We start from the raw sequence: 26914 nt of genomic DNA, 5'->3' as shown, positions 1-26914 counted from the left end.
CAGTTTTACTGGGAAGTAAGCCCCGCAAGGGCCTCCACGGAGGTTCCGAGCGGGGCTTCTTTTGTCTCCGTGAGCACACTTGTGAGCACACTAAGGCGCCGCGGCGGTAAGAGTGACGCAACGCCCTGCATCGTGTCGCGTGCTTTGTCGCCCACCAGGTGCGCGTAAAGGTCACGTGTGATCTGGCTGTTTGAATGCCCCATGATCTTCGACACAATGCCCATGTCTTCGCCGTTGGAGAGCGCGAGGGAGGCGAATAGGTGCCGGAGGTCGTGGAATCGCTGAGATCGGAGGGAGGTCTTCGCTTGCAGCTGTTCGAAGAGTCGGGACGGATACTCAGGACGGAGCCCGGCACCGTTTTCCATGGTGAACACTCGGCCGCTGTCTTCGTAGAGCTCGGCCCATTGGTCGCGCTCTACTGATTGCTGAATCTGCCAGGCGACGAGGGCGCCCACCACTCGATCATCGAGGGGCACGACGCGGTGTTGGCCGGCCTCGGTCTTGATGCTTCCCTCCAGGGCTTGCTTCCCGACGCGGACCACCTGCACGCTCACCGTGAGCTTGCGGGATGCCAGGTCTATGTCGGACCACCGGAGGCCCACGAGCTCGCCGCGGCGCAGTCCGGTAAGAATCGCTGTCTCGAATAGAGCGCTCAGCCGGTGCTCTGCTGCTACGTCAAGGAACACCCCAGCCTCAGACGGTTCCCACGGGCGCAGCTTCGTCTTCTCCACGCGAGGGAGCTTCACCCGTGCCGCTGGGTTGTAGTCGATGAGATCGCGCTCGAGAGCGTCATTCAGGGCGCTGCGCAGCGTCGCGTGAATCCGTCGAATGGTCGTGGCGCCGCGGCCATTGTCGATCAGGTCGTCGATGAAGTTGGCCACGTGGTATTTCCGCATGGCGGTGATTTGAAGGGAACCGAGCGCTGGCACAATGTCAGCCGTTATGTACCGGTCGTAGGAATTCGCTGTCGAAGGCTTGAGGTCACCGTTCTTGATCGCGCGTCGAATCCACGCTGTGAGATATTCCCCGAGTAGCTGCTTCTCGAATTTGAAGGTGCCGGCGTGCAGCTTCTTTTCGGCCTCGAGCTTCGCTGTCTTCGCGGCGTCTTGACTGTCGAAGGTGAACTCGGTGACGTAGCGCCGCTTCCCCGTCTCGGGGTGGAATCCTGCGCTCAGGCGATAACCCCAGGTGCCGTGCCGGCTGTTCTTGAGCTTCGGGCACTTGGCGCCGTACTGCTTGCCGTTCTCGTCGCGGCATCCGCAACGGCGTGAGAGGTCAGCCATTGGGTTCACCCGCCACGGGGCTGTCGTCGAATGGGGTGAAGTTGACTATTCCCTCGCCGAACTTGGCCGATTCAATCTTCTGAATCTGGATTGCGAGCGAGCGATCGGCCTGAGCATCGTCCTTTTGGATCTGTTCGAGCTGCTCGACAATCTGCTCGATTTTGTGGGTTCGCCGGTTCATCGTGGCCTTGATCTTGTAAAGCTGATCCTGGGAGTACTTCACCAGGTCTGCGCTGGGCCTCACTGGCTCTTTCCATGCGGCCTCATCCAAGAACTTCACCGCGGGAACGCTGAAAGTCTTCGCGTAGGCGGCAAGCTCATTAACGGTAATTCTGCGGGTGCCCTTGACCACCTTCTGAAGGGCGCTGGGATGGACCTTGATGTACGGGGACAGGCGCAGGGCCAACTCTTCGTAGGTCCAATTGTTCAGCCTGCGCTGTCGTTCGAGGAACTTCGCAACCAGGCTCTCAAGGTCGATCTCATCGCTGCCTCGATCTTCGTCTTCGGTGGGCATTGGACTCCTTTGCGATATTCGGGAAATTCCCTCGTATCGGTATCTTGACATATTGCTGACGCTGTGTCTACTATCAAGTATTGCGGAATAAGCGGAAATACCGAATATCGCATGAAACTGGAGTTGACATGACCATTCCATTCGAACCGGTGAGGGTGCCTCTCACTCTCGAAGACCTCAAGCGCGAGGCATCTACGGACGTGCCGACAGCCGGCCGCATGTTCTACGGCCTCGGCTCATCCTCGAGCTACGCCGCAGCACGCCGAGGAGAGATCCCCACGCTGCGGATCGGTAAGAAGCTCATTGTCCCGATCGCCGCCGTCTTGAAGCAACTCGGCATCACCCGTTGACCCACCCGGCCACCACGGCCACAAGCGACCAGGAGCCGCACATCATGAACACTCTCTCGACAACCTCCAATACCGCAGACCAGCGCGACGCTCAGGCATGGTTTGATGAGCACCCGCACCCCGAGAACGTGCTGCTGTCGTCTGCCATGCGCGATAACCGCGAGGGCGTATGGATGTTGATCCTCGATCGGTTCGACGAGATGCACGAAATCGCCTGCGCAAAGCGCGCAGAGCTGCGCAGGAATGCGACGGTCGCCACGACTGACGGCCTCGTCATCAAGCCCGACAGCCTGTTGCTCAGATCGCTCTGCAACGCCGACGAGGCACGCAGTCTCGACCGCAGCCGATACCTCATCACAGTAGGGGCGTAGCCATGGATGGAACACTGACCGCCGCAGATGCCCGAAATTTGGCGGCCGCGCTGCTCGCCTACGCCGACCGCCTCGAGGCTGTCGAATGACCGGGGGAGAGAGTGGCGCCTTACAGGGGGCTCCTCTCTCCACCACCGCGGCCGCGCTGATCGGCGCGACCATCGAAACGAGACTCGCCGTCGTGCTCGAACAACTGCAAACCGACACGATCGCGCTTGACGATCTCACGCCAGCACTGCAGGGTTTTGTGCTCCACGGTCACGGGCTCGCGCTGGCGTCGACGCTGCCTGAAATGACCCGCGCGGAGATCGATCGCGACCAGGCACGAGCAGACGCAGACAGGTATTACCAGCTTCTCTTCAATCCCCGCAAGCCTCTCAAGATCGGACCGTCGTACGTGGACATTCAGAAGACCCGACACGAGCTGTATTCAGGCGGCGCACGATGACCGCGCCGAAGACCAGCCCGACAGAATCACTCGGCTCGGTCACCGTTCTGGCTGCCGTCGGTTCTGCCGGTCCCGTCGGCTCCGTCGGTTCATTAGGGAGGGTCCTTGACGAGGTGCGAGCGTGGTTCGCGCGGTTTGTCTGCGTCATGGATGACCGCGACCTCGACCTACTCACTCTCTGGGCGGCCCACACGCACCTGTGTTTCGAGACCTACTCGACCCCCCGGCTCGTGCTCGATTCTCCGATGCACGGCTCAGGCAAGACGACGGTCTTGGAGCACCTCTCGCGCCTTTGCCTCAGCCCGATTCAGGCGGCGTCTCTGTCCTCTCCCGCTCTGCTCACGCGGATGCTGAACGCGGGCATGAGAACGATCCTGATTGACGAGGTAGACCGATCCCTCGATCCCAAGAAGCCGGGAGTAGAGGACCTGATCGCCGTTCTGAACTCCGGCTACAAGCGCGGCGCAACTCGCCCCGTGCTCGTTCCGGTAAAGGGTGGCAACTGGGAGGTTGCAGAGATGTCCACGTTCTCCCCCGTGGCAATGGCTGGCAACTCGCCCGCCCTGCCCGATGACACCCGTTCCCGCTGCATCACCGTGCTATTGCTCCCCGACCTTGAAGGAGTAGTCGAGTCCTCCGACTGGGAAGAGATCGAAGAGGATGCGAAAGCGCTAGGAGCCCGCCTCGCAGCCGCAGCCGAGACCGTGCGTGAACTCGTGCGGACCGCCCGCCCGAGCATCCCGGAGGGGACCGTGGGTCGCATCAAAGAACGTTGGTACCCGATCAAGCGGGTTGCGTCCGCAGCCAGTGAGAAGTGGGCCGGAATCGCTGACGATCTCATCATTCGCGACATAGCGGCCACGGCACTCGATCGCGAGGATGGCATCAACAATGTGCCCCCTGCCGTAGCGCTGCTCCGTGACGTGTACGCCGCATGGCCCGATAGCCTCCAATTCATCCCGACAGTGGAACTTGTAGAGCGGTTGATTCACCACAACCCCCAGATGTGGAGCTCTGAAAGCACGTTCGGCAAGGACCTCACCGTGCAGCGGTTCGGTCGAATGATGGTGACTAAGTTCAAGCTGCACTCTGAACGCCAGGGCGACAGCGCCCGCGGCTACCACCGCAGCACGATCGCTCCGACCTGGCGCCGCATGGGAGTTACCCCTCTGATTCGAACCGACGGAGCCGACGGAGCCGCCAAGACCGACGGCGAGACCTGCCGAGTCTGCGCAGCTCCCCTACTCGCCCCAGCATCCAAGACCGCGGGTATCTGCGGCAAACGAGACAACGAACATAAGGCCGGGAGGCTCGCAGCATGAAGACACCAATCCTTGTCACTGACCAGGGGGGAATGCCCCTCGCCTTCGTCGACCTCGACGAGATCAGCCGCCGTGCCGAAGCGCTCACCAAAGAGATCGTGACCGCCGCGTGTGTACGCCACGACCTCGATCAGGCACGAGAAGCAATCCTCGCCCACCTGGCAGGAATCGGACTCGACGACCGGGGAGCGGCCTCGGTCGCCATAGCCACACTCAGCAACCTCGCTGTGGTGCTCGACACCCTCACCGACGAGATCAGAAAACCGAAGGAGCACTCGTGACGCTCGGACACTACCTGTGGACCAATGACGACCCGGACGCTCCCGGATATGGCGAACAGATCGACATCGACGTGGACACCTTGCCGGTCACCGCCAGGCCCTCCAACGTCTTCAAAGCGAATGTGCACATCGGTGACGGGACGAACGGGACAGTCAAGGACCGGCTCTACCAGTGCTGGCCAGTCCCGAACTTCTACATCGACCCTGCAGACGGCCGCCTGTACCACTCCACCACCGAGCCCGACAGCGTGCAGCAAGCATGACCGTCACGAGCCCCGGACTCGGAGCATGGATCGACGGCCTCGTAGCCCAAGAAGGGGGAGACGTGTTCAAAGGAATCGACCGCATGGCCGCCGAATTCAAGAAGGCAGCCGAACAAATCACCCAAGCAGAACGAGACGAATGGGACAGGCACTCAGCCGAAGTCCTTGGGGCAGAGGGAGAAGAGAGCGCAACCGGCGCACTTATCCGCGCAGAGTCGCCCACTGACCGCGCAGCGACTGACTCGGGCTGTGCTCACAGTGTGCTCACCGACTCTCAGACCCCAGTAAACACAAGGGATTCAGGCCGGGTATCTGATTGTCTATCAGGCACTGAGGGGTGCGCACTATGAGCGCCGATCCGCGCTTTGTGCGTGAGGGCAAGAGCCGCCTGGCATGGCTACAGGGCCAGTACGGGCGGGCTATCGCGGCCCTGAATGTCAAGGATCACGAGGCCGCGGCACCCTTCCGAGACTACGTGCGCGCCCTGCGCGGTGAGTGCGCGGCTATGCGCGTTCAGGCTGTCAACGATCGGCAGCGGATTGCCTACCTCAAAGGCCGGCTCGATGCCCTCGAAGGAATCGCCCGGTGAGTGAGGCTCGATGCAAGGTCTGTGCTCACTCTGACCGGGAGAAGATCGACGCGGCACTGGCCACCGGCACGACCAACGTGGCAGCGGGGGAGCGGTGGGGCATGTCGAAGGATGCAGTGCGCCGGCACCGTGCCTCCCACCTGTCCAAGGCCCTCATGGCTGTCACAGCTCAGCGCGAGACGGGCGGTGCCGTGAAGGCTATCGACCGCGCTGAGGCCCTGTACAGCAAGGCTGAGGGTCTGCTCGATGCTGCGCAGTTGGAGGGCAAGGCGTCGCTGTCCCTCGCGGCTATCCGTGAGCTGCGCGGCATTGTGGAGCTGCTGGCCAAGCTAACCGGTGAGCTTGACGAGCGGCCTACCGTGCAGGTGCTGAACGTCTCGACCTCCCCGGAGTGGTCGCAGCTGCGCGGGGTGCTGCTCGGTGCTCTCGGTCCCTTCCCCGAAGCTCACCTCGCGGTTGCCGGTGCCCTGGGGGAGCTGGAGCAGTGAGCGCCCTTGCCGGTGACCTCGCGTCGGCCCTCGATCCTGTGGTGTTCGCCCGGGGCAGTGGGTTCGATGCGGAGACGTGGCAGCAACGCCTGTTGAGGTCTCAGGCCAAGCGCGCCCTGGTTCTCTGTGCTCGGCAGGTCGGCAAGACTCAGACGGTCAGTCACAAGGCGCTGCACACGGCGCTCTACACCCCGAAGCGTGACGTGCTGATCGTGTCCCCGACTCAGCGCCAGTCCGACGAGATGCTGCTGCGGGTGTCATCCCTCTTCAAGGGGATGCGGGAGCAACCTCGACTCAAGCGCGACAACGCGTCTGAGATGAGTCTGGCGAACGGTTCACGGGTCGTGTCTCTCCCTGGCTCTGAGGGCGGCATCCGTGGCTTCTCTGGCGTGAAGCTGCTCATTCTCGATGAGGCATCCCGCATTGATGACGACGTGTTCGCCTCGGTGCTCCCGATGGTCGCCAGCGACGGGCAGATTCTGGCCCTCTCTACACCGTGGGGGCGCCGCGGCTGGTTCTACGACCTGCACGAGGATCCAGTGAACGCCTGGGAGCGTCACAAGGTCACGGTCTACGAGTCGGAGCAGTACACGCCGGCACGGATCAAAGAGGTTCGGGACTCTCTCGGATCGTTCGTGTTCGGCTCTGACTATGAGTGCATTTTCGGGGATACCGACACCCAGCTATTCGGCACTGAGCACGTACGCGCCGCATTCTCGCGAGCAGTCAAACCATTGGAGTTCACATGAGCTGTTTCACTGTCGGCCTTGACCTGGGGCAGGGCGCCGACTTTTCCGCGCTCGTGGTCGTGGAGCGGGTGCTGACCCTCCCGCCGTCGGTCTCCATCGGGCAGTATTACCGACGCCCGGAGGTTTTCGAGCCTGCCATGGCGGAGGCGCTTCACGTGCGTCACCTGCGCCGCTGGGAGCTGGGCACCCCTTACCCCTCGATCGTGTCGGACGTCTCAACCCTGATGCGCAGCCCGGCCATGCGTGACGGCATCCTGTTTATCGACGCGACCGGCGTGGGGCGGGCCGTCATGGACATGTTCCGCGACGAGTACCGCCGCGCCGACTTCGGATGCAACGTGCCCATTGCCGTGACGATCACGGGCGGGCTGCAGCGCAACGGTTGGAACGTCCCGAAGAACGACCTCATGGCGTCCATCCTGGTCCCGCTGCAACAGGGGAATCTCAAGGTGGCAGAGGGGCAGGCGCTCGGCCCCATGCTCGAGCACGAATTCACCTCGTTTCGGCAGAAGATCACCGCATCCGGCCGCGACACCTACGAATACCACCGCAACCCCGGCGACGGCCACGGCGACCTCGTGAGCGCCCTCAGCCTCGCCACCTTCACCTCAAACACACTTCGACGGCCTGATGTCGTCGAGAACGCTGAAACCCTTGGAAAGGGGAACTGATGACCGACAACCTGAACACCGACGATGTGGCAGACGACGAGCTGGCCGCCGTGCCGGTCGAACGCCTGGTGCAGATGCTCCGCGACAAGCGCAAGGCCGAAGCGGGCGTGCGCACGAAACTGCGCGAGACCGAAACCCAACGCGACGCCTTCGCCGGCACTGTGAGCAAATTCCAGCTCGACAGCCTGCACACCCTCGCCGCGGCGGGCGGCGTGCTCCCTTCGGCGCTCGACGACCTCGACTCTCGAATGAAGGTCACCGACGTGCTCGGAGACGACGGACTGATCGACCCGGAGAAGGTCACCGCGGCGCTCGCCACGCTCAAGGCCGACCGGCCGCACTACTTCCCCCAGCACGTCGCGCCGCCGAGTTCCGGGGGCACTCCTCCCACTGGTGGACAGGTGACCGCGCCGACTGCGAGCTGGGGTGACGTGATCGGCGGGTAGCTATGTCAGGGGGTGCAGAGTATTATGTCAAGTAAGGCCCTGCGCCCCACCTGATCGGCCTCCATGCGAGGCAGTCATTCGAAGCTCATTCTGACTGCCTTTTGGAGGCTATTTTCATGCTTACCACCACCACGACCGGCGCCAAGGCGATCTCGCCCGACACCATTACTCAGCTGATCGTCCTGCCCGTGCAGCGCGCATCCGTCGCCATGCAGGTCTCGACCATCATCCCCACCAGCTCCACCCGCACACACGTTCCGCGCGTGACCGCCGACCCGTCCGTCTCGTGGGTCGCAGAGGGCGACGAGATCGGTGCATCCGATCCCACCGTCGACGACATCGTGCTAGAGCCGGCCAAGATCGCCGGTCTTACCGTCATCACCAACGAGCTCGCCGCCGACACCTCCCCGGCCGCGTCCGGCATCATCGGTGACGGCCTCACCCGCGACTTCGCCAAGAAGATCGACCTGGCATTCTTCGGCACCAAGGGCGCGAGCCTCGTGCAGCCTGCGGGCCTCGAAGACCTCGTGGGATTCAGCGCTGTCGTCAAGCCGGCCGCCTGGGCCGACTTCGACCCGTTCGCGGAGGCAATCGCAAACGCGGAGGGCCTGGGACTCGATCTCACGGGCTTTGTCGCGAGCCCCGCCGACGTGCTGCTGCTCTCCAAGCTCAAGGAGTCCACCAGCTCCAAGCGCGGCCTGCTCACCCCCGACCCGACCAACCCGACCCGGCGCCTGATCTTCGGTGTGCCGCTCATTACGTCGCTCGCCGTTGCGACGGGCACCGTCTGGGGCATCCCGAACATTCGCTCGGTCATCGTGCGCCGCAACGACGTTGACCTGCAGACGGACAAGTCGGCCTACTTCACCAGCGACCGCACCGCCATTCGTGCCACCATGCGCGTCTCATGGGGCTTCACGCAGCCCGCGGCTATCCAGAAGATCAAGGCCGCCACGGTCTAGCCTCGACCGCGCGACAGAAACCCCCTGGCCGTCATGACGACGACCAGGGGGTTTTGTGCGCACGTTGTGAGCACACAAGGCACACGATCAGGTAATTCTAGGCAACATATAGACCCGATTGGTGTGCCGTTGATCCCAGTGTTTACGGCGTTTTAAGACTTGATGAACCCACCTAATCCGACTTGGAACAAACTGTAAATCAGACGGCGTAGCCTTCGTGAGTTCGAACCTCGCACTCGCCACCAGCAGAACAGGCAGGCCTCAGGGCCTGCCTGTTCTCGTTAACACAGCTACCTGTAGCGTGGGGGCATGACGTATCCTGCCCCGACCGAGCTGCTGGACCTCGCACGCACCATCGCCCTCACCGCGGGCGCGCTCGCCCACCGGCGCCGCGCCGAGGGGGTCGAGATCGCCGCCTCCAAGTCCTCGCCGGAAGACATCGTCACCGCGGCCGACCGTGAGGTCGAGCGGCACATTCGTGCATTGCTGGCCGACGCTCGCCCGAACGACGGATTCTACGGCGAAGAATCCGACGCGACCGGCGGAACGAGCGGGCTCACCTGGGTGGTCGACCCCATCGACGGTACCGTCAACTACCTCTACGGCATCCCGTTCTATGCCATCAGCATCGCTGTGGTGCAGGGCGATCCCGATCCGGCCAGTTGGAACACCCTCGCCGGCGCGGTCGTCAACCCGGCCCTCGGCGAGGTCTTCACCGCCTCCGAAGGGTCGGGCGCCTGGCTCGGCGACCAGCGCCTGCACGTGAACCAGGATGTACCGCTCTCGCTCGCCCTGGCTGGCACGGGCTTCGGCTACGAGGCTGCGCGTCGGGTGTGGCAGGCGAACGTCGTGGGTGGTCTCATCGGCCAGGTGCGGGACATCCGTCGCATCGGGTCGGCCGCACTCGACCTGTGTTCGGTCGCCTGCGGGCGGCTCGACCTCTATTTCGAACGCGGACTCAACCCTTGGGATCACGCCGCCGGCGCCCTGATCGCCCGCGAGGCTGGTGCCCGGGTCGGCGCTCTGCAAGCGGATGCCGAGGGTCGCGACCTGCTCATCGCCGCTGCTCCCCGCCTCTACGGTCAGTTCGAACCGGTGCTGGCCGAGCTATTCGACCGTTTTCCGGCTCCCGCGCAGGAAGCTTGACTCTTTACCCACTTGCCCAACTAGGGGTGTGATCCGCGGCGTTCCTCTGCTACTCTCAGGTTTGCGCGCTATCCTTAATCAATTCGTTATATTGGCCAGTCGTTGTTTGGCGTTGTCCAGTACGAGCACCAGTTCCCGTCCGCCTCGCCGAAAGCTGCATTTTGTCACGTCACACTCCATCCTTGGATACTTCCGTGTCCAGCGAGAGTGACGACGCTGTCTTTCCCCCCGTGGAACCTGCGGCCCTGACCCGGCGTCAGTTGCGCGAGCGCGAGCGCGTGGCATTCGCCACCGCAGCGCCGGTCGACGAAAACGTCGCAGAGGTCGTGCGGCTCAGCCCTGCCGCCGATTTGATCGTCGCTGCAGACCTGACCGAACCCGACCTCGAACCGCCCGTTGTGACCGAGACCGACCGCATCGTCGCGGCCGTCGCGGTCGCCGATGCCGAGCCCACCGACTACGAAAAGTTGCTGGTTCTCGGTGCCACCCAGTCGATTCCGACCGTAATTCCCCCGGCCGGCGCTCGGCCTCGCCGCCGCCAGCGCACCGAGCAGACGGCGGGGGAGTCCTTCGCGCCAGCCCGCGATTTCGTTCCGGCCGGCACGCTGCCCCGTCGCGCGGCCCCGTCGCGCCCGCTCGGCAGCAGCATGCGCAAGCGCGCCGCCAAGGGTGCGTCGATCCTCGCGATGTCCTTCGTCGCCCTGATGGCCGTCGCCACGTCCCTTCCGGCTGAGGCGCTGCTCTCGGCGCAGGACGTGCAGGCCTCAGCTCTGCAAGCCCAGCGCGTTCTGCCGGCCGAAGACATTCAGAGCATGGACCTGGCCGACGGCGACACTCTCACCGTCGAACGTGACGGGTATGAGTCAAGCTCGATCGCCGAGGTGGCCGCGGCCAGCGGCATCCGTTTGGAAGATACCTTTACCAACAACCCGAATGGAACCATTCAGTGGCCGTTTGCCGTCGGTGTGCACATCGGCGACCGCTTCGGCCCGCGCAATTGCTCCGGATGCTCCGCTAACCACGGTGGCCAGGACTTCAACCCGGGGGTCGGCGCACCGATCCAGTCCATCGCCGACGGCGTGGTCAGCTACGCCGAAGACGGCGAAGCCAGCCTCGGCGTGCACATGATGATCGACCACATGATCAACGGCGAGCTCGTCACGACCGTCTACGCGCATATGATCCACGGATCGATGCTGTTCAAGGAGGGCGACCTGGTCAAGGTCGGCCAGGTCATCGGCAAGACCGGCAGCACAGGCATGTCGACCGGCCCGCACCTCCACCTGGACATCCGAATCGGCGGCAAGGACGGCACCAAGATCGACCCCCTCGAGTGGCTTTACGCCAACACGAACTAGCTATTCCGGTTCCGTGCGCCCGCGCATGAAGGATTCGAGCAGGCCCTTTGGCAGCGGAAACGGCGGCAGGCCGTCAAAGCTGAACAGGTCGGCGTCATCGGCAGCGGGCCCCCGCGCCACGACCTGGTCGTGCAGCAGCTCCATCTTCACGTCGAGGCGATTGGCGGCATCCGCTGCCTGCCGCAGGTCCTCGACGAGCGTGTCGGGTACGGCGCCATTGTACTTATAGAAGATCTTGTGCTCGAGGCTGGCCCAAAAGTCCATCGCGATCGTACGAATCTGAATTTCCACGGTGACCGGCTGCACCCGGTCCGACATGAACACTGGAATCGCCACGATCAGGTGCAGGCTCTGGTAGCCGTTCGCCTTCGGCTCCCGGATGTAGTCCTTCTCCTGCAGCACCGTGACATCCCGTTGTCCGGCGAGCAGGTCGCGAATGCGATAAGTGTCGGAGATGAAGCTGCAGGTGATGCGAATTCCCGCAATGTCCTGGATATTGTCACGAATACCGTCGAGCTCGAGCGGATGCCCCTTGCGGATGGCCTTCTTGAGAATGCCCTCCGGCGACTTGAGCCGCGAGCTGACATGCTCGATCGGGCTGTAGTCGTGAATCGAGCTGAATTCTTCCTTCAAAATATTGATCTTGGTCAGCATTTCGTCGGTCGCGAACTTGTAGGACATCATGAATCGGGTCAATTCGAGCTTGAGCTCGCGCATGGCGGCGATGGTCCCCAGCGCGGTGTTTGCAGCATCGTCTGGCTGGTCGAGCGCGTCGGTCATGCTGTTACGGCGCGCAACCAGGCGGTCGCGTCACCGGGCAGGGTGCGGCCGACGAGGTCTTCGCTCGCGAGCAACACGTCGCCGGCGGGCAGTTGAACGGATGCCGCGCCCGTGTTCGCCACGATCGTCACGTCGCCGTTGCGGTAGGCCACGACGTCCGGCCCGAAGCCGTCGATCCATTCCACCGTGCCGGAGGCGAGGGAGTGCTCCCGGCGCAGGTTGAGCGCGTGCTTGTACAGCTCGAGGGTGGATCCGGCTACACCGTTTTGTTGGTCGCGGGCCAGTCCGGCCCACTCAGCCGGTTGTGGCAGCCAGCTCTTCGCGCCGGTGCTGAAGCCGAACGACGCGCTCGCACCTTCCCACGGAATCGGCACGCGGCATCCGTCTCGCCCGTACCGCTCACCGTTGGTGCGAAACCAGGTGGGGTCTTCGCGGGCGTGGTCGGGCAGGTCGACGGCCTCGGGCAGCCCGAGTTCCTCGCCCTGGTAGAGGTAGCTCGAGCCCGGCAGCGACAGCATCAAAGCGGATGCTGCCCGCGCGCGTTGCAGCCCCACCGCAGTGTCCGGCAGTCCAACGGTCTTGGGCCCAATGCCGTGCCCCTGCAGGTTTTCGCCGGTGAGGGCGAGCCGGGAAGCGTGCCGCACCACGTCGTGGTTCGAGAGCACCCAGGTGCTCGGGGCTCCCACGTTGCCGAAGGCTTCGATCGACTCGTCGATGACGCTCCTGAGCTTTGCTGCGTTCCAAGGCGTCTCAAGGTAGGCGAAGTTGAAGGCCTGGTGCATCTCGTCCGGGCGCACCCACTTGGCCATCTGGCTCAGCGGGTCGACCCAGGCTTCGGCCGCGAGGACGCGGTCGCCGGGGTAGGCGGCGAGCACCTTGTGCCAGTCGCGGTAGATCTCGTGCACGCCGTCCTGCGCCCAGTAGGGCGCGGTCACGGGCGATTCGGCGCTGATACCGGGCTCGAGGGTGGCCGGGGCGCCGCCCATGCTGCCGCCCTCGGCGGGTGGCGTGTAATCGGGGAGGCCGGGAGCCTTGATCATGCCGTGCGCGACATCCACTCGAAAACCATCGACTCCGCGGTCGAGCCAGAAGCGCAGCACCGCGCGAAACTGTTCGCGCACCCATTCGCTGTCCCAGTCGAAGTCGGGCTGGCTGGTGTCGAACAGGTGCAGGTACCACTGGCCGGGGGTGCCGTCGGGGTCGGTCGTGCGGGTCCAGGCGAGGCCGCCGAAGACGGACTCCCAGTTGTTCGGCGGCAGGTCGCCGTTCTCGCCCTTGCCATCGCGAAAGGTGTAACGGGCGCGCTCTGCGCTGCCCGGGCCGGCGGCGAGGGCCGCCTGAAACCAGCCGTGGTCGCTCGAAGAGTGGTTCGGCACGATGTCGACGATGACGCGAATGCCCAGGTCGTGGGCGGTGCGCTGCAGCACCTCGAAGTCGTCCAGGGTGCCGAACAGCGGGTCGACGTCGCAGTAGTCGGAGACGTCGTAGCCGGCGTCGCGTTGCGGCGACGTATAGAAGGGAGAGAGCCAGATGGCGTCGATGCCAAGCTCTTTGAGCTGGGGCAGTCGCGAGCTGATGCCGGCGAGGTCGCCCATGCCGTCACCGTTTGCGTCGGCGAAGGACCGCGGATAGATCTGATAGATAACGGCCGTGCGCCACCATTCGGTGCCGGAAGTCAGTTTGGTGCCAGTCATATTTAAATGCTACGGCATCGGTAGTGGATGCTCGGTGTGGGCTAAGTGGTCTCGATCGCCTTGCTGGGGTGATAAAGTTTCTAGGTTGCCAAAAACGCGGCATTGCTACTGTTTTTTGGTTGCTCTGCCCCCTTAGCTCATTGGTAGAGCACTTCCTTGGTAAGGAAGAGGTAGTGGGTCCGATTCCCACAGGGGGCTCAGGCTTGGAAGCGAACAGCCGACAAGTCGCGGCGGGGTAGCTCAGTTGGTTAGAGCACACGGCTCATAATCGTGGTGTCGCGGGTTCAATTCCCGCTCCCGCTACACGGTATTTACTAAAATCGCCCCGGACTTCTGCGGAAGTCCGGGGTATTTTTTCGCCGAAATGCGGTTTTGCCACCATCAACCCCGCACATTGAATTAGCGGGTTCTTTCGATTTCATCGTTTCACCGGGCTGCATTGAGACGGATATTTCCACCTCCGAGCGGCCTGTTTGAGGGGAATTCGGTGCGGTCAATCGTGCGGCATGTTCACTGTCACAACCCCGCATAAACCCCGCAGATTGAGTTGCTGTCGCCGACTTTCGTAAGCGCCGTAGTTCCGGGCATTGGAACGCTCGCGTGGCAGTCGTCGGGGGCAGGGCAACCGCTCTCGTCGAGTGGCTGGAGGCAACCTTCATCGTGGATGTCGAGCAGAATTTGGATGTCGCGACGGATCTTCTCCGCGTACCCGACGATGTCGCTAAAGCGGTCCGGGTTGTTCCGCGCAAGCCAACAGCGGCCTCGTTGACTTTTGTTCTCACGCCGTTTCGGGGGATCTTTCTACATGCCGGTCTGCTTTATGACTTCCACTTTCCAGTCTGCGGCTGTGACGCCTGCGATGATGACGTCACAGACCTTATGGACGACCTCGAGTGGACGGTACGGACCGTCGTGTCCGGGGGCTACTCCGAGCGGTTGGATCTCTGGCCGGGCCAGTGGGTCGAGAATAAACTCAACGAGCCCGGGGTTCGGATGGGCTCCGGCCGCAGTCGGATCGGAGAGATATCTCCTGCGCGGGTGAAATTTGCACGCAAAGGGCTACCTCCTGCCGGGATATGGTTACCGTGGCCATTGCGTCCGCAAAGCACCGATGTGGCCGACTCAGCGTCTGAGCATGCACCCGCCGGTCATTGAATCGGTGTGAGCGTAATTTTCTGACCGAGGGCCGCGGCCAGGCGGCTGAGCGTGTCCGCCGTAGGGTTGCCGATGCCGCGTTCGATTCGGCTGATTTCTGCCTGCTGAATCCCGGTGACACTCGATAAGGCTGGTTGGGTGAGGTCCTGGGTCTTGCGTGCTGCGGCGAGCAGTGCGCCCAGTTCAACGCGGCTCGCAAGCTCGGCGTCAAAGGAGACGCTGACGGCCTCGTACACCGCTCGTGTCTCCTCAGACCACGCGGCTTTCGCACGGGTGGCGAGGTCTTTGAAATCTTTCGACATGCTGCCTCCGTTCACCTTCAGTATGTGCTTTACCACATACGCAGTCAAGGCTGTGAGGATTGATTTGGCGCGTGGTGACCGCGATATGGTTACCCCAAGCTAATCGTGGTGTCGCGGGTTCAATTCCCGCTCCCACCACGCTGCGGGTTACCGACCGCGCCTACGTGATTGAGAGCGGCGTCACCACGGTCGAGGGGCAGGATGCTGACCTGCTGAACGACCCCCGCATCATCGACGCGCATCATCGACGCGTACCTCGGCGCGTAGTGACGGCGGGCTCGATCTGAGCACGACGAGCCAATGCGACAAGGATGCGGATGCCGCGTGCGGTATCCGCGTCTGAACCTCATTCGGGGGTACGATCGGGGCAATCGGGAATTACCCGCGCATGAAGGGAAAGGTCGGATCATGAATCCGCTTCTAATTATTGTGGCCATCGTTGCGGTCGTGCTGCTCATTACCGGTGGCTTGGTGCAGTCTCTGCAGTTTCTCCTCTGGGTCGGTATCGTGCTCGCGATCATCGCGGTGATCATGTTCCTGATGCGGTCAATGTCGGGGCGCAAGGGCGCCTAGCCAGTAGCATCGACACCAGCCGGCAGAAGGAGACTGACTCCTTCTGTCGGCTGTTTTTGTGTGACGCCCGGGCCGGGATTCAGACCAGTGGGGCCAGAAAGGTCAGGGTCGAGCCGTCGCCCTCGATGATCGGTCCGAGCGCGCGGTTGAACTCGGCGCCATAGGCGGCGGCACGGTGGGCGTCGAACGCGGCGAGGTCGCGGTATTCCTCATAGACGAAGAACGCCGCCGGATTGGTTTCCAGCTGATGCGGGTCGAAGCGGACGCAACCGGCTTCCCGGCGCACGTGCGCGGTGAGCTCGCGCAGCAAATGAGCGACTTCCGTCTCTTGACCGGGCAGGGCTGTGAACTCGGCGTAGAGGGCGATCACGGCACCGCTCATGCCGCGCTCGCTTCGGTCACTGTCGTCGCGGCATCCGTTGTGAGAATCATGGGTGTAACTTTCCAGGGTGTTAGCGGTGTTAGCGGTGTTAGCGGTGTGAGCGGCCCGGACCTGCCTCGGCCGCCACTCAATCAATCAGGGCAGAACTTTTACTATAGAGTCAAGGCACGCAAAATCACGGTGGATTGCCCCTGACAATCGGTGCGACCACCTCCCTGTGCGCTCGCCGTCTGCGGCGTGCGACAAGATTGGACCTCGTGCCTGGACTGAACGCTCCCACCCGTGTCGTCGTCGTTGGCGACGCGCTGATCGACGTGCTGCGTGATTCGGAGGCGAGCCGCGAGTTTGCCGGGGGCGCCGCTCTCAATGTGGCGGTCGGGCTGGCCGTGCTCGGCGTGCCCACGACTCTGATCGCGATGGTCGGTGAGGATGCCGATGGCGCCGTGATCCGGGCGTTTTTGGAACAGCATGGGGTGCAACTGATCGCAACACCGGGCCCGCTCGGATCGTCCCGGGCGGTTTCGGACCGCACCGACGGCGAACCGCGTTACTTCTTCAACGACGCCGCGAAAGCGCGCCGCATCGAGTTCGGGGCTGCCGAGCGGGCCGCGCTCGACGCCGCCGAGCTGGTCGTCGTGAGCTGTTTTCCGTTCGACGATACCGATCAGACCGAGGCGTTCGCCGCCTGTGTGAGCGACCCGGAGAAGCGCCTCGTGATCGACCCCAATCCCCGCGCCGGCATGCTGCGCGACGGGCCGCGGTTTGTGCGTAACTTCGAGGTACTCGCTGCTCGCAGCCTGCTCGTGAAGGTGGGCGACGAAGACGCCGACCTGCTCTACGACAGCAGCCTCGAGGAGCTGCGGGCCCGCCTGGTTGACGCCGGGGCGGGTACCGTGCTCGCGACGGCCGGGCGCCTCGGCGCGTCGGTGGCCGTCGGCCAACATGAGCTGGTCAGTGTGCCGATCGCTGAGCTTGACGGCCCGATCGTCGACACGATGGGTGCCGGGGACGCGACGCTCGCGGCATCCGTTTGCACCATCGTCCACGGCGGTGTGCCACAGGATGCCGCCGGCTGGCAGGCGCTGCTGACCGACGCCATGCTCACCGCCGCGGCGACCTGCCGGCAGGAGGGCGCCCTGCTCCGACGCCCGTGACCTCCGGCAGAGCGGATGCTGCGACGGACTGCTCGTCGGGCGCCGCGCCGCGCTTACGCCTCGGTGCTTGTTTCAGGCGCGCTTGTTTCAGGCGCGCTTGTGTCAGGGGCGCTCGTCTCAGGAACCGGATCGGTGAACTTCAGCCGGGTGCGAATCGCGTCGCGGGCCTGCTGGGCCGCGCGGCGCACCTCCTTGTCGGGGTCGCGCAGGCGCACCTCGATCGTGGCAATGTTGGCGGTGGTGCCCTGGTCGGCGAGGGCGTGCAGGGCGGCGGCGCGCACGCGGGGGTGCTCGTCGGTCGTGAGACGCACGAGCTTGGGCACGACCTGCAGGCCGCGCAGCAGCACGACTTTGGCGCACATTTCGCGCACCCGCCAGGCCTGGTTGTTGAGTCCGACGACGATGTACGGCGCCGCCTGCTCGCCCCAGACGTGCAGCAGAGCGCGGGCGCCCCACAGCTCGGGCCAGTACAGGGCCGGAGCGCCTTCGAGGATGCCGAGGGCGTGGCGCCCGCCGGCGTAGAGCAGAAAGTCTTTTCCGGCGTTCTTGGCGCGCAGCAGGGCCACGGAATTGTCGATGACGACGCTCTCGCCGTAGTGCGCGACGGCGGCGCGAATGCGTTCCTCGGTCGGGCTGTCGATCGGAAGGTCGGGGTGCGGAGTCAATTTGTTTTGCATAGCCCTCTAACGCTACCTCCCCGGCGCGCCCTGAGCCATCGAAACCGTTCCCTGACGGCGATCTACCGGCGAATCGTGCGGAACCGGCGTCGGTGGTGGGCGGTCCTCGTCGACAAGCACAGGATTCCGCGGGCGGACTTCTGTCGGCCCGCGACGTTGGGCGCTACGACGCCGGTTCGGGGCAAAGGTCGAGCTCGAAGCCGGAAGCGTGCTCGTAGATGCCGTAGTTGCCGATCTCGGTGAAGCCGAGGCCGCGGTAGAGGGCGAGCGCTTCGGGCTGGGCGTAGCCGGTTTCCAGGCGCATCCGCTCATAGCCGAGGCCGCGCGCCAGGATCGCGAGTTCGCGCAGAATTGTTTTCGCGTGGCCCTGGCGGCGAAAGGAGGGGTTGGTCCACATGCGCTTGACCTCGGCGGTCGTGGCGTTGAACCGGTGCAGGCCGCCGCCGGCGACGGTCGTGTCGCCGTCGACCAGCACAAGGAAGCCGCCGAAGGGTGGATCAAACTCGGTGCCGTCGACGTCGTGCACGGAATCGCCCGTGCCGTATCGGGTTTCATATTCACGGTGCAGGTCAAGCAGAAGGGGGGCAACCTCGGGATCACCGAGGCGCACGGATACACATTTCACGGTTATAAGTGTGCGCCCTGGCGAGGCGTGCTCGTGACCGGCCGCGGGAGTGTACTTAGTAGACTCGACGGGTGTCAGTGAACCCAGAGTTGCAGGGGCGGGTCTTTCCGCCGGTCGCACCGTATCTTGTCGGCCGCGAAAAGGTGCGCGAATTCTCCCGCGCCGTGTTCGCGACCAACCCGATCAACCACGATCCCGAAGCGGCCCGCGCGGCCGGCCACGCCGACGTCGTCGCCCCGCCCACGTTTGCTGTGGTCCTGCAGGAGGCCACCCTGGCCCAGCTTTTGGCCGAACCGGATGGCGGCATCGACTTCACCCGGGTTGTGCACGGCGATCAGCGCTTCAGCTACACCCGACCGATCGTGGCCGGTGATGAGCTCACGGCGACCCTCGCGGTCACGAGCATCAAGTCGCTGGGCGGTCATTCGATGGTGACGGCCGAGTCCACCATCGTCGATGCGACCGGCGGCCACGTTGTGACCGCCACCTCCACCCTCGTCGTCAGGGGAGACGAATGATCCCCGCCTCATCTATCAGGTCAGTGGCCGACCTCGAGGTCGGTAGCGTCGTCGCCGAGGCGAGTTTCTCGCTGACGCGCGATTCGCTCGTGCATTACGCCGGGGCATCCGGCGATTTCAACCCCATTCATTACCGCGACGATGTCGCGCAGTCGGTGGGTCTGTCTGGCGTGCTCGCCCACGGCATGCTCACCATGGGTCTGGCCGTGCAGCCCGTCGTCGACTGGGCTGGCGACCCGGCCCGCGTCGTCGATTATCAGGTGCGATTCACCCGTCCGGTCTTCGTTGACGCCACCGTCGGCGCCGTCGTGATGGTGGTCGCCAAGGTCGGCGCGCTCGATGTCGAGGCGAGTGTGGCCCGTATCGACCTGACCGTGACCTTCAACGGTGCGACCGTTCTCGGCAAGGCGCAGGCGCGCGTCAACCTGGCCTGAACCCATGATTGAACCCGTTGCCCTGAGCACGCTCACGACCTTTCGTGTCGGCGGCCCGCCCGCAGCACGGGTGGCACCGGTCGCCGAGCAGGACCTCATCAACGAAACCCTCGTTGTTTGGGGCATGGACGAAAACTGGCTGCTGCTCGGTGGCGGATCCAACACCGTCGTCGCCGACGACGGCTTCGACGGCATCGTCATTCACGTGGTGACCCGCGGCATCCAGGTGCTCGATGATTCCAGCGAAGCGGATGCCGCTGGCGCCGGTCCCGCAGACCGTGTGCGGCTGCGCGTGCAGGCCGGCGAGCCCTGGGACGAGCTGGTCGCCTCTGCCGTCCAGCACGGCTGGGCCGGTATTGAGGCGCTCTCCGGCATTCCCGGATCGTGTGGTGCCGCGCCGGTGCAGAACATCGGTGCCTACGGGCAGGAAATCTCGGACAGCCTCGTCGCGATTGACTTTCTCTCCTATGAAACCGGCGAGGTCGAACGCCTCGAACGGGCCGAGCTGGGCCTCGGCTACCGCACCTCGGTGCTCAAACAGGGCGTGCGCGGAGTTGTCCTGGCGATCGAACTGGAGTTGCACGATACCGCCGCCGAGGCATCCGTTTTGGGCAGTACGCTCGGTCAGCCGCTGAAATATGCCCAACTCGCCGGTGCGCTCGGGGTGCAGCTCGGCGATCGCGTGCCGCTGCAGACCGTGCGCGACACGGTGCTGGCCCTGCGGGCCGGCAAGGGTATGGTTCTCGACCCGAGCGACCCCGACACGTATAGCGCCGGATCCTTTTTCACCAATCCGATCGTAACCGAGGCGTTTGCGCGTTCCCTGCCGGCATCGGCGCCACAGTGGCCGATGACGACGGAGCTGCCGGATCGAGTTATTCCCATTGAGGAATATATGGGTGTCGGGCCGATTCCCGGCGCGGAACCGGTACGCCTGGTCAAGCTCAGTGCCGCCTGGCTGATCGAGCAGTCCGGCGTTTACCGCGGGTTCCGGCTGCCCGGGTCGAAGGCGGCCGTGTCGAGCAAACACACCCTCGCCTTGACGAACACGGGCGGCGCGACCGCCGAAGAGGTGGCCCAACTGGCCCGCTACGTGCTCGGCCGCGTGCAGGCCGAATTCGGCGTGAACCTGCAGCCCGAACCGGTTCTGGTCGGCCTGACGCTCTAGCTTCGAGTCGGCCAGGGGCGGCCGCCCCTTCTTCCACCGAGCCGTGAGTTTGAGCCCATTCTGCGCGAAAAACGGGCTCAAACTCACGGCTGGGTGACGTGAACTCACGGCTCGGTGATGTGAGGGCGCCTTACGCGGCCGGTCAGTCGGCGCGACGCGCTGCGGCCGCGATGCCGGCCACGACGAGGCCCAGCCCGACCGCGATCACGCCGCCGAGGAGCCACAGCGTGGGATCCGGCGGCACCGGAAGCAGGGTGAACACGACCATGTAAGTCGCGAACGCCAGCAGCAGAATGCCCCAGAGGATCGTGCCGAAGCGGGGGCGCAAGCGGGGAGCGGATGGTGTCGCCTCGCCGAACGGCGCGGCCTGGTTCGGGCTGAAGAAGCTCGGCGTCGGGTCGGACTCCGGTGCGGGGCTGGCCGCGGCGGCGTAAGGCGCGGTCGGGTTTGCTTCGGTGGCGGGCGTGTCGCCTGCCGGCGAATTTGCGGCGAAGACCTCGGTCGGTGCGTCAGAGTGGTCGGATCGGGAGTTCGCGGGAGAAAGTGGAGTGGTCATTGTGAGGTCCTAGGCGTTGGAGGAATCGAGCGTGACGACGCCGGCGATGGTCCAGATGCGCAGCAGCGGGCCGTCGCTGCGGCTGCTCGCGTTGAAGGTGCGCTGATCGGAGGCGAATACTCCGGTGCGGTCACCGTTCTCCGCGTCCACCGCCCGACCCGAGTACTCCACGCCGCCGACCAGTGAGTGCGTTTCGACGCGCACCGGGGCATCCGTCGGGAGTTGAATATTGGTGACGCCGGCCACGAGCCAGACGTCGAAGATGCGATCCTCGTCCAGCCCCGGGTTGTCGAAATCACTCAGGTCGAGCGTGGACTCCCCGGCAACCATGACGTAGCTCGTCGACGAGTCAACGCCGGCGTCATTGGTGCTGAGCGGCCAGACGGTGTCGCCGACCGCAGTGAATTGGGTGCCCTGCGGAAACACGCCGAGCACGACCAGGGTGGCCGCGGCCAGAAAGGCGAACCCGCCCATGGCGCCGTCGGTGCGGCCGCGGATTCCGGCGATCACGATGCCGAGCGCGAGCACTCCGAGGGCGAAGGCGACACCGAGCAAAATTGCATCCTGCGACCAGACGCCGGTCGAGTACACACCGGCGGCAACCGCGCCCGTGGCCAGAGCAAGCCCCAGCACGATGGCGCTGTAGCCGGCGCCGGGACGGCGGGCACGCACCCGGGCACGGTGGGCAGCCTGGCGGGCCCGGTTCTGCTCCTGCCAGTCCCGATTCTGCTGCGAGCGGATGTTCTGGGCCGAGTCCGATGCGTACGGGGTGGCCGGCGGATAAGTTGCACCGACCGGGGCTGCGCCGGTGACGAACGGGTTCTGGGTCGAAGCCGGCGTGGCCGCGAAGGCGAGCGTCGGCGCGGTTGCCGTTTCGGTGCTCGGGGCGCTGCTCTGGTCGGTTTCGGTGGACGCGCTGGTCGCTGTCGGCGGGGCCGGGGCATCCGTTTGCGGGCTGTAGCCGGTGCCCGACGGCGGTTTCGGATCGTAGACACTGCCCGGGCCGAACGGGCCGGCCGGGGAAGCGAGCGGGCCGAACCCGGGGCCAGTGCTGCCGGGTTTCCTGGCGCGGCGCACCAGATACACGATCAGCCAGACGATGCCGGTCAGAACGGCCAGGCCCCAGCCGAAGGAGAAGATGCCGTTGAGCCAGTCGGGGACGGCCCAGAATCCGGTCGGGCCGTTCCACCACAAGCCGCGGAACAGCGGCACGACCGTGACCAGGAGCAGCGCTCCGATGGCGATCATGGCGGGTTGGAACCGGCCGCGGAGGGCCTCTTCGGCGTAGATGCGGCCGGCGCCGCGCGGCATGAGCGCCCAGCCCACGGCGTAGGCGAAAACGACGGGGCCGCCGAGGATGGCGATCACGACGGCGATGCCGCGCACGATCAGTGGGTCAAGCCCGGTGCGGGCGGCGATGCCACCGCAGACGCCGGCGATCCAGCGGTCGCCGTCACGGCCCAGTCCGCTTCCGCGAATCCAGTCGAAGAATCGGGTGATTTGGTCGGGGTGAGGTGTTTGGGCCCTCGGTGCGTCGGTCATGATTCGAGTCTGGCAGCGCGCCCAAACCGCGGCCATGGGGGATGACCCTGATTGAACCCTGATTGATTCTGCGCGGGTTCCGTCGTGTCGGTGGGGCGTGCTTGGATAAACACGTGAGAACAGAACGGATGACTCGGCCCCGGCTGCGCCTGGTGGGCGGCGTGTGCGCGGGGTTCGCCGAGCACACCGGTTTTCCGGTGGCCACCGTTCGGTTGCTGACCGTGCTGCTGAGCCTCTGCGGCGGTTTCGGCGTGCTGCTCTATGCGTGGCTCTGGGGCACGGTTCCGTCGGGCGGGGTGGACGCCGACCCGCTGCCCAAGTCGAGCCTGGCCCGAGCAAGTCGCGTCTCGTCGGTGTCACCCGGCGGCCTGGCGCCCCTGGCCAGCTCCGCCGCGGTTCCCGGTGTCGTGTCGCCCTATGTTGTGTCACCCTATGCTGTGTCACCCGGCGCTGTGTCACCCGGCGGCTCCCGGTTCGCCAGTCCCGTTGGGCCCGCCGTTAAAACGGATGCCGACTCCGCGCGCGCCGCGCCCGTCACCGAAATCCTGCTCGGGCTCGCCCTGCTGGCCGCCGGCGGTGCCCTCGTAGCGAGCCGCCTCGGCGCCGACATTCCGCTCGCCGTGGTGGTTCCCGCGATTGTCGTACTCGCCGGAACCGCGCTGGCCTGGCGCCAGTTCGCTGACATTCGCAGTGGTGCGGCGCAGCAATCCTCGGCGTTGCTCGTGCGCATTCTCGGGGCGCTCGTGCTGGTCGCCGTCGGCATTCTGTTATTTTTCGTGACCGGCACCAACCCGAACGCGTGGACGGTTATTTTGGCGGCGGCATCCGTTTTGCTGGGAGTGGCAGTGGTGACCGCTCCGTGGCTGCTGCGCCTGTGGAGCGACCTCGCCGACGAACGCGCCGCGCGGGCGCGCGAGGCCGAGCGGGCCGACATTGCCGCGCACCTGCACGACTCCGTGCTGCAGACTCTCGCGCTCATTCAGCAGAAGGCTGGCCCGCACAGTGACGTCGCGCGGCTCGCTCGGGCTCAGGAACGCGAACTGCGCGAGTGGCTGTTCACCGGAACTCGCGGCGGCAGCGGCGAACCGGAGACCGACCTTGCCACCGCGCTGCGCCGCATCGCGGGCGAGATCGAAGAGGACTTCGCAGTGCATTTCGAGGTGGTGACGGTCGGAGCGGGTATGGGCGTGGGATCGGCCGGCAGCTCCGACTCGCCGTCTGCCGACGCCCGAGAAGCACTCGCCGCCGCCGCCCGTGAGGCCATGCTCAATGCGGCTCGGCATGCCGGCGGAGCGGTATCGGTGTATCTCGAGACCGGCGCCCGGGGTGTTGAACTCAGCGTGACCGACCGCGGGCCAGGCTTTCGGCTTGACCAGATTTCCAAAGATCGGCTCGGCGTGCGCGAATCCATTCTCGGGCGGATGCGCCGGGCTGGTGGCAACGCCGCCGTGCGCCCGGGCCCCGGCGGCACCGGAACCGAGATTCTGCTGACCCTGCCCGCTGCGGCCGCCACGCAGACGAATGATGAGCAGCACACCGAAACGAGCGTGCGATGACCAACCATGACCCGAGCCAAAGCGGCCCTGCGGCCACAACGCCGGCCGCGGCATCCGCTGGCCTGCCCGTACTCATCGTCGACGATCACTCCATCTTCCGTTCGGGGCTGCGCGCCGAGCTCGACGCGAACATCGTCGTGCTTGGTGAGGCGGCGACGGTCGACGCCGCGATCTTGAGCGTGATCGAACTTCAGCCGCGAGTCGTGCTGCTCGACGTGCACCTGCCCGGCGGCCGCGGCGGGGGCGGCGCCGAAGTCATTCGCGAGGCGGCGCCGCACGCCCCGCACACCCTGTTTCTGGCGCTCAGCGTGTCGGATGCCGCCGACGACGTGGTGAGCGTCATTCGGGCCGGTGCCCGCGGCTACATCACCAAGAGCGCCTCCGGGGCCGAGGTCTCCGAGGCCGCCCGCCGCGTCGCCGAGGGTGATGCCGTGTTCTCGCCGCGCCTGGCCGGGTTCGTGCTCGACGCCTTCGGCGCCGTCGCCGGCGAGACCGCCGAAACCACGGAGGAACTCGACCGGCTCTCCGCCCGCGAGACCGAGGTGATGCGCCTCATCGCCCGCGGCTACAGCTACAAAGAAGTCGCGAGCACCCTCTTCATCGCCGCCAAGACCGTGGAAACCCACGTGTCCGCCGTGCTGCGCAAATTGCAACTGTCCAGCCGCCATGAACTGACGGCCTGGGCGCTCGCGCGCAAACTGCTTTAGCGCCCGGGCCTCAGGCCAGGCTCACGCGTCGCGTCGAATCCAACGAAACGTCACCCGGCTCAGCACGAGCCCCAGCACCAGCCAGACGCCGAGGGCGCCGGCCACCCAGGGCAAATCCCAGGTGCCGCTCTGCTCGGCAGCAGCGAAGCTTTCCGGAAGAAAGACAGAACGCATGCCCTGCGCCATCCATTTGAGCGGAAAAATGCTCGCCAGGTTCTGCATCCACTCGGGCAGCGTCGTGAACTGCAGGTAGACGCCCGAGATGAACTGCAGCACGAGCACCACGGGAGCCACAACAGCCGTGGCGCTGCGCCCCGACCGAGGCACCGCCGACAGCGCGATGCCGAGAAACGCGCTCGTGATCACGCCGAACACAAAAACCCAGGCGAAGGTTACCCACTTCTCCGGTTCGCTCGGCAGTGCGATATCGAACACCAGCCGCGCCACGAGAAGCAGGAGGCCGGCCTGAAGAATTGCGGTGACGAACACCTGTCCGATCTTGCCGAGGAAATAGCTCAGCGGGGACAGCGGCGTGCCGCCCAGGCGTTTGAGGGTGCCGTCGCTTTTCTCGCCGGCGATATCGACGGCGAGGTTCTGCACACCGGAGAGAAGCATGCCGGCGGCGAGCATTCCGGGCAGGTAGTAGGCGCCCACGCTGACGCCGCCGGTACCGTCGGGATTGGCACCGATATTTCCGGAGGAGCTGAACGCGGCAGTGAAAATGCCAAGCATGATGAAGGGGAAAAAGAACGTGAACAACAGGGTGTCGGGGGAGCGGAAGTACAGGCGTGTTTCATAGCCGATGCGGGACAGGCCCAGCGCGAGCGTGCTCGGAGCTGTGTGCTGCGGGCGGGTGCTCATCATCGTGGCGCTCATGCTCGCAGGTCCTTGTCGGTGAGCCGGCTTGGATCGGGCCGAGCCTCAGGGGCGGACGTGGCAGCTTCGTTCCCGGCGGCCGTCGCTTCGTGACCGCGCACGAGGGACAGGTACACGTCTTCGAGGCTTGGTCGGATCACCTCAAGACCTTCGAGTTCGGCGCCCTTGCCGCTGGCGACCAGGTCCGCCACGACCTGCGCCGGGCGGCTCGTGCGCTTCTCGCGCACCAATCCGTTGCCGTCACGCCAGCGCACGACCGGAACGCGGGCATCCGCTCCGCCGATTGTGTCGAGCGGGCCGATGTCGATGAGCCGGCCACCGACGATGATTCCGGCACGGTCACCCAGTTGCGCGGCCTCGTCGAGGTAGTGGGTTGTCAGCAGGATCGTGGTGCCTTCCGCCTTGAGACCGCGAATCAGGTTCCAAAACTGATGCCGGGCCTCGGGGTCGAAGCCTGTGGTCGGTTCGTCGAGAAACAGCAGCTCGGGGCGCCCGATAATGCCGAGGGCGACATCCAATCGGCGGCGCTGCCCGCCGGAAAGCTTGCTGATGCGGGTTTTCGCCTTCTCGCGCAGACCCGCCGCGTCGATGACCTCGTCGACGTCGCGGGGATGGGGATAGAACCCGGCGAAGTGGCGCAGTTGCTCGGTCACGGTCGCATTGCCGCTCTCGTTGCTGGTCTGCAGCACAATGCCGATGCGGGCCTTCCAATCCAGGCCGCCGCGGTGCGGATCAATGCCAAGCACGCTCACCTCACCGCCGGAACGGTCACGGTAGCCCTCGAGAATCTCGATCGTCGTGCTCTTGCCGGCGCCATTCGGGCCGAGCAGGGCGAAGGTTTCCCCGGCCTCGATCGAGAAGCTCACGCCGCGCACGGCCTCGACACTGCCATACGATTTCTGCAGGTCGCGCACCTGCACGACCGGGGGTGTGGCTGTCATGGATTCATGATCTCACTTCCGCGCCCCGGTACC

The 26914-nt window shown here is 65.1% G+C and carries 35 protein-coding genes and 2 tRNA genes; 25 read left to right on the top strand and 12 right to left on the bottom strand.

What is annotated here, in order from left to right:
- Positions 1–5 precede the first annotated feature (5 nt).
- Positions 6–1283: a site-specific integrase gene (locus E3O45_RS15160; RefSeq protein ID WP_134444192.1), complete on the bottom strand. Its 1278-nt coding sequence runs from the start codon at positions 1281–1283 to the stop codon at positions 6–8.
- Positions 1276–1797 carry a helix-turn-helix domain-containing protein gene (locus E3O45_RS15155; protein ID WP_166789516.1) on the bottom strand — a complete coding sequence of 174 codons (522 nt, stop codon included), beginning with the start codon at positions 1795–1797 and terminating at the stop codon, positions 1276–1278. Before E3O45_RS15155 ends, E3O45_RS15160 begins: the two co-directional genes overlap by 8 nt.
- A 128-nt stretch (positions 1798–1925) precedes the next feature.
- On the opposite strand from E3O45_RS15155, the gene E3O45_RS15150 reads away from it, so the two are divergent.
- From E3O45_RS15150 to E3O45_RS15085, 14 genes are all read left to right on the top strand, one after another.
- On the top strand, positions 1926–2147 hold the full coding sequence (locus tag E3O45_RS15150) for a hypothetical protein (protein WP_134444189.1): 222 nt from the start codon (positions 1926–1928) through the stop codon (positions 2145–2147).
- Positions 2144–2518, top strand: a complete 375-nt coding sequence (locus tag E3O45_RS15145) for a hypothetical protein (protein ID WP_134444188.1) — start codon at positions 2144–2146, stop codon at positions 2516–2518. Before E3O45_RS15150 ends, E3O45_RS15145 begins: the two co-directional genes overlap by 4 nt.
- Before the next feature lie 85 nt (positions 2519–2603).
- Positions 2604–2966 carry a hypothetical protein gene (locus E3O45_RS15140; RefSeq protein ID WP_134444186.1) on the top strand — a complete coding sequence of 121 codons (363 nt, stop codon included), beginning with the start codon at positions 2604–2606 and terminating at the stop codon, positions 2964–2966.
- Complete coding sequence (locus E3O45_RS15135) at positions 2963–4288, top strand: DUF3631 domain-containing protein (protein WP_134444185.1); 1326 nt, start codon at positions 2963–2965, stop codon at positions 4286–4288. Before E3O45_RS15140 ends, E3O45_RS15135 begins: the two co-directional genes overlap by 4 nt.
- Positions 4285–4569 (top strand): hypothetical protein, encoded by a 285-nt coding sequence (locus E3O45_RS15130; protein WP_134444183.1) that lies wholly within the window; start codon positions 4285–4287, stop codon positions 4567–4569. The genes E3O45_RS15135 and E3O45_RS15130 overlap by 4 nt, the downstream gene beginning before the upstream one ends.
- On the top strand, positions 4566–4832 hold the full coding sequence (locus E3O45_RS15125; RefSeq protein ID WP_134444182.1) for a hypothetical protein: 267 nt from the start codon (positions 4566–4568) through the stop codon (positions 4830–4832). The genes E3O45_RS15130 and E3O45_RS15125 overlap by 4 nt, the downstream gene beginning before the upstream one ends.
- 346 nt (positions 4833–5178) lie before the next feature.
- Positions 5179–5421, top strand: a complete 243-nt coding sequence (locus E3O45_RS15120; protein ID WP_134444180.1) for a hypothetical protein — start codon at positions 5179–5181, stop codon at positions 5419–5421.
- Positions 5418–5909, top strand: coding sequence for a hypothetical protein (locus tag E3O45_RS15115; protein WP_134444179.1), 492 nt, complete (start codon positions 5418–5420; stop codon positions 5907–5909). Before E3O45_RS15120 ends, E3O45_RS15115 begins: the two co-directional genes overlap by 4 nt.
- Positions 5906–6658, top strand: a complete 753-nt coding sequence (locus E3O45_RS15110; RefSeq protein ID WP_166789515.1) for a terminase large subunit domain-containing protein — start codon at positions 5906–5908, stop codon at positions 6656–6658. Before E3O45_RS15115 ends, E3O45_RS15110 begins: the two co-directional genes overlap by 4 nt.
- A complete protein-coding gene (locus E3O45_RS15105; RefSeq protein ID WP_134444176.1) occupies positions 6655–7329 on the top strand; it encodes a hypothetical protein in 675 nt (224 codons plus the stop codon). The genes E3O45_RS15110 and E3O45_RS15105 overlap by 4 nt, the downstream gene beginning before the upstream one ends.
- The gene (locus E3O45_RS15100) at positions 7329–7775 is read left to right on the top strand and encodes a hypothetical protein (RefSeq protein WP_134444174.1); all 447 of its coding nucleotides are present in this window, start codon (positions 7329–7331) and stop codon (positions 7773–7775) included. Before E3O45_RS15105 ends, E3O45_RS15100 begins: the two co-directional genes overlap by 1 nt.
- 116 nt (positions 7776–7891) lie before the next feature.
- Positions 7892–8737, top strand: coding sequence for a phage major capsid protein (locus E3O45_RS15095; RefSeq protein ID WP_134444173.1), 846 nt, complete (start codon positions 7892–7894; stop codon positions 8735–8737).
- A gap of 309 nt (positions 8738–9046) precedes the next feature.
- Complete coding sequence (locus E3O45_RS15090) at positions 9047–9883, top strand: inositol monophosphatase family protein (protein ID WP_134444171.1); 837 nt, start codon at positions 9047–9049, stop codon at positions 9881–9883.
- Positions 9884–10065: 182 nt separating this feature from the next.
- The gene (locus E3O45_RS15085) at positions 10066–11241 is read left to right on the top strand and encodes a M23 family metallopeptidase (RefSeq protein ID WP_134444170.1); all 1176 of its coding nucleotides are present in this window, start codon (positions 10066–10068) and stop codon (positions 11239–11241) included.
- On the opposite strand, the gene E3O45_RS15080 is transcribed toward E3O45_RS15085, so the two are convergent.
- Together E3O45_RS15080 and E3O45_RS15075 are read right to left on the bottom strand one after the other, a co-directional pair.
- Positions 11242–12021 carry a GTP pyrophosphokinase family protein gene (locus E3O45_RS15080; RefSeq protein ID WP_198416952.1) on the bottom strand — a complete coding sequence of 260 codons (780 nt, stop codon included), beginning with the start codon at positions 12019–12021 and terminating at the stop codon, positions 11242–11244.
- Positions 12018–13715: a glycoside hydrolase family 13 protein gene (locus E3O45_RS15075; protein ID WP_134444168.1), complete on the bottom strand. Its 1698-nt coding sequence runs from the start codon at positions 13713–13715 to the stop codon at positions 12018–12020. The genes E3O45_RS15080 and E3O45_RS15075 overlap by 4 nt, the downstream gene beginning before the upstream one ends.
- A gap of 126 nt (positions 13716–13841) precedes the next feature.
- On the opposite strand from E3O45_RS15075, the gene E3O45_RS15070 reads away from it, so the two are divergent.
- The 3 genes from E3O45_RS15070 (at position 13842) to E3O45_RS15060 (ending at position 14870) form a co-directional block, all read left to right on the top strand.
- A tRNA-Thr gene (locus tag E3O45_RS15070) sits at positions 13842–13913 on the top strand.
- Between the two features lie 31 nt (positions 13914–13944).
- Positions 13945–14018 (top strand) — tRNA-Met (locus tag E3O45_RS15065).
- A gap of 297 nt (positions 14019–14315) precedes the next feature.
- A complete protein-coding gene (locus E3O45_RS15060; RefSeq protein ID WP_134444167.1) occupies positions 14316–14870 on the top strand; it encodes a DUF6226 family protein in 555 nt (184 codons plus the stop codon).
- Here E3O45_RS15060 and E3O45_RS15055 read toward each other — a convergent pair.
- Positions 14864–15172 (bottom strand): helix-turn-helix domain-containing protein, encoded by a 309-nt coding sequence (locus E3O45_RS15055; RefSeq protein WP_134444165.1) that lies wholly within the window; start codon positions 15170–15172, stop codon positions 14864–14866. The two genes, E3O45_RS15060 and E3O45_RS15055, sit on opposite strands and share 7 nt — an antisense overlap.
- A gap of 71 nt (positions 15173–15243) precedes the next feature.
- On the opposite strand from E3O45_RS15055, the gene E3O45_RS15050 reads away from it, so the two are divergent.
- Together E3O45_RS15050 and E3O45_RS17600 are read left to right on the top strand one after the other, a co-directional pair.
- Positions 15244–15459, top strand: a complete 216-nt coding sequence (locus tag E3O45_RS15050; RefSeq protein WP_134444164.1) for a hypothetical protein — start codon at positions 15244–15246, stop codon at positions 15457–15459.
- A gap of 121 nt (positions 15460–15580) precedes the next feature.
- A complete protein-coding gene (locus E3O45_RS17600) occupies positions 15581–15745 on the top strand; it encodes a DUF2207 domain-containing protein (protein ID WP_166788335.1) in 165 nt (54 codons plus the stop codon).
- 79 nt (positions 15746–15824) lie between these two features.
- Here the strand turns inward: E3O45_RS17600 and E3O45_RS15045 are convergent, their stop codons facing one another.
- Positions 15825–16127: a putative quinol monooxygenase gene (locus tag E3O45_RS15045; protein WP_134444162.1), complete on the bottom strand. Its 303-nt coding sequence runs from the start codon at positions 16125–16127 to the stop codon at positions 15825–15827.
- A 257-nt stretch (positions 16128–16384) separates the two neighbouring features.
- On the opposite strand from E3O45_RS15045, the gene E3O45_RS15040 reads away from it, so the two are divergent.
- Positions 16385–17281: a carbohydrate kinase family protein gene (locus E3O45_RS15040; RefSeq protein ID WP_241985387.1), complete on the top strand. Its 897-nt coding sequence runs from the start codon at positions 16385–16387 to the stop codon at positions 17279–17281.
- Between the two features lie 53 nt (positions 17282–17334).
- On the opposite strand, the gene E3O45_RS15035 is transcribed toward E3O45_RS15040, so the two are convergent.
- Together E3O45_RS15035 and E3O45_RS15030 are read right to left on the bottom strand one after the other, a co-directional pair.
- On the bottom strand, positions 17335–17958 hold the full coding sequence (locus E3O45_RS15035) for a HEAT repeat domain-containing protein (RefSeq protein ID WP_134444160.1): 624 nt from the start codon (positions 17956–17958) through the stop codon (positions 17335–17337).
- Positions 17959–18121: 163 nt separating this feature from the next.
- Positions 18122–18583: a GNAT family N-acetyltransferase gene (locus tag E3O45_RS15030; protein ID WP_166789514.1), complete on the bottom strand. Its 462-nt coding sequence runs from the start codon at positions 18581–18583 to the stop codon at positions 18122–18124.
- A 71-nt stretch (positions 18584–18654) separates the two neighbouring features.
- Here E3O45_RS15030 and E3O45_RS15025 point away from each other — a divergent pair, with 71 nt between their 5' ends.
- Genes E3O45_RS15025 through E3O45_RS15015 form a run of 3 tightly spaced genes read left to right on the top strand, consistent with a single transcriptional unit; the run spans position 18655 to position 20703 of the window.
- On the top strand, positions 18655–19101 hold the full coding sequence (locus tag E3O45_RS15025) for a MaoC family dehydratase N-terminal domain-containing protein (RefSeq protein WP_104132140.1): 447 nt from the start codon (positions 18655–18657) through the stop codon (positions 19099–19101).
- Positions 19098–19535 (top strand): MaoC family dehydratase, encoded by a 438-nt coding sequence (locus E3O45_RS15020; RefSeq protein WP_134444158.1) that lies wholly within the window; start codon positions 19098–19100, stop codon positions 19533–19535. Before E3O45_RS15025 ends, E3O45_RS15020 begins: the two co-directional genes overlap by 4 nt.
- 4 nt (positions 19536–19539) lie before the next feature.
- Positions 19540–20703 carry a UDP-N-acetylmuramate dehydrogenase gene (locus tag E3O45_RS15015; RefSeq protein ID WP_134444156.1) on the top strand — a complete coding sequence of 388 codons (1164 nt, stop codon included), beginning with the start codon at positions 19540–19542 and terminating at the stop codon, positions 20701–20703.
- A gap of 142 nt (positions 20704–20845) precedes the next feature.
- Here E3O45_RS15015 and E3O45_RS15010 read toward each other — a convergent pair whose 3' ends face one another.
- Positions 20846–21259 carry a hypothetical protein gene (locus tag E3O45_RS15010; protein ID WP_134444155.1) on the bottom strand — a complete coding sequence of 138 codons (414 nt, stop codon included), beginning with the start codon at positions 21257–21259 and terminating at the stop codon, positions 20846–20848.
- A 9-nt stretch (positions 21260–21268) separates the two neighbouring features.
- The gene (locus tag E3O45_RS15005) at positions 21269–22801 is read right to left on the bottom strand and encodes a PspC domain-containing protein (protein WP_166789513.1); all 1533 of its coding nucleotides are present in this window, start codon (positions 22799–22801) and stop codon (positions 21269–21271) included.
- 113 nt (positions 22802–22914) lie between these two features.
- Here E3O45_RS15005 and E3O45_RS15000 point away from each other — a divergent pair, with 113 nt between their 5' ends.
- Together E3O45_RS15000 and E3O45_RS14995 are read left to right on the top strand one after the other, a co-directional pair.
- Positions 22915–24357, top strand: a complete 1443-nt coding sequence (locus E3O45_RS15000; protein ID WP_134444151.1) for an ATP-binding protein — start codon at positions 22915–22917, stop codon at positions 24355–24357.
- Positions 24354–25064 carry a response regulator transcription factor gene (locus E3O45_RS14995; protein ID WP_134444150.1) on the top strand — a complete coding sequence of 237 codons (711 nt, stop codon included), beginning with the start codon at positions 24354–24356 and terminating at the stop codon, positions 25062–25064. Before E3O45_RS15000 ends, E3O45_RS14995 begins: the two co-directional genes overlap by 4 nt.
- Positions 25065–25085: 21 nt before the next feature.
- Here E3O45_RS14995 and E3O45_RS14990 read toward each other — a convergent pair whose 3' ends face one another.
- Positions 25086–25940 (bottom strand): ABC transporter permease, encoded by an 855-nt coding sequence (locus tag E3O45_RS14990; protein WP_134444149.1) that lies wholly within the window; start codon positions 25938–25940, stop codon positions 25086–25088.
- On the bottom strand, positions 25937–26881 hold the full coding sequence (locus E3O45_RS14985; protein ID WP_134444147.1) for an ABC transporter ATP-binding protein: 945 nt from the start codon (positions 26879–26881) through the stop codon (positions 25937–25939). The genes E3O45_RS14990 and E3O45_RS14985 overlap by 4 nt, the downstream gene beginning before the upstream one ends.
- Between the last annotated feature and the right edge of the window lie 33 nt (positions 26882–26914).

The sequence above is a fragment of the Cryobacterium sp. TMS1-20-1 genome (assembly GCF_004402355.1).
In the GTDB taxonomy this organism is placed as follows: Bacteria; Actinomycetota; Actinomycetes; order Actinomycetales; family Microbacteriaceae; genus Cryobacterium; species Cryobacterium levicorallinum.
This window is presented reverse-complemented; position numbering and strand designations above follow the sequence as displayed.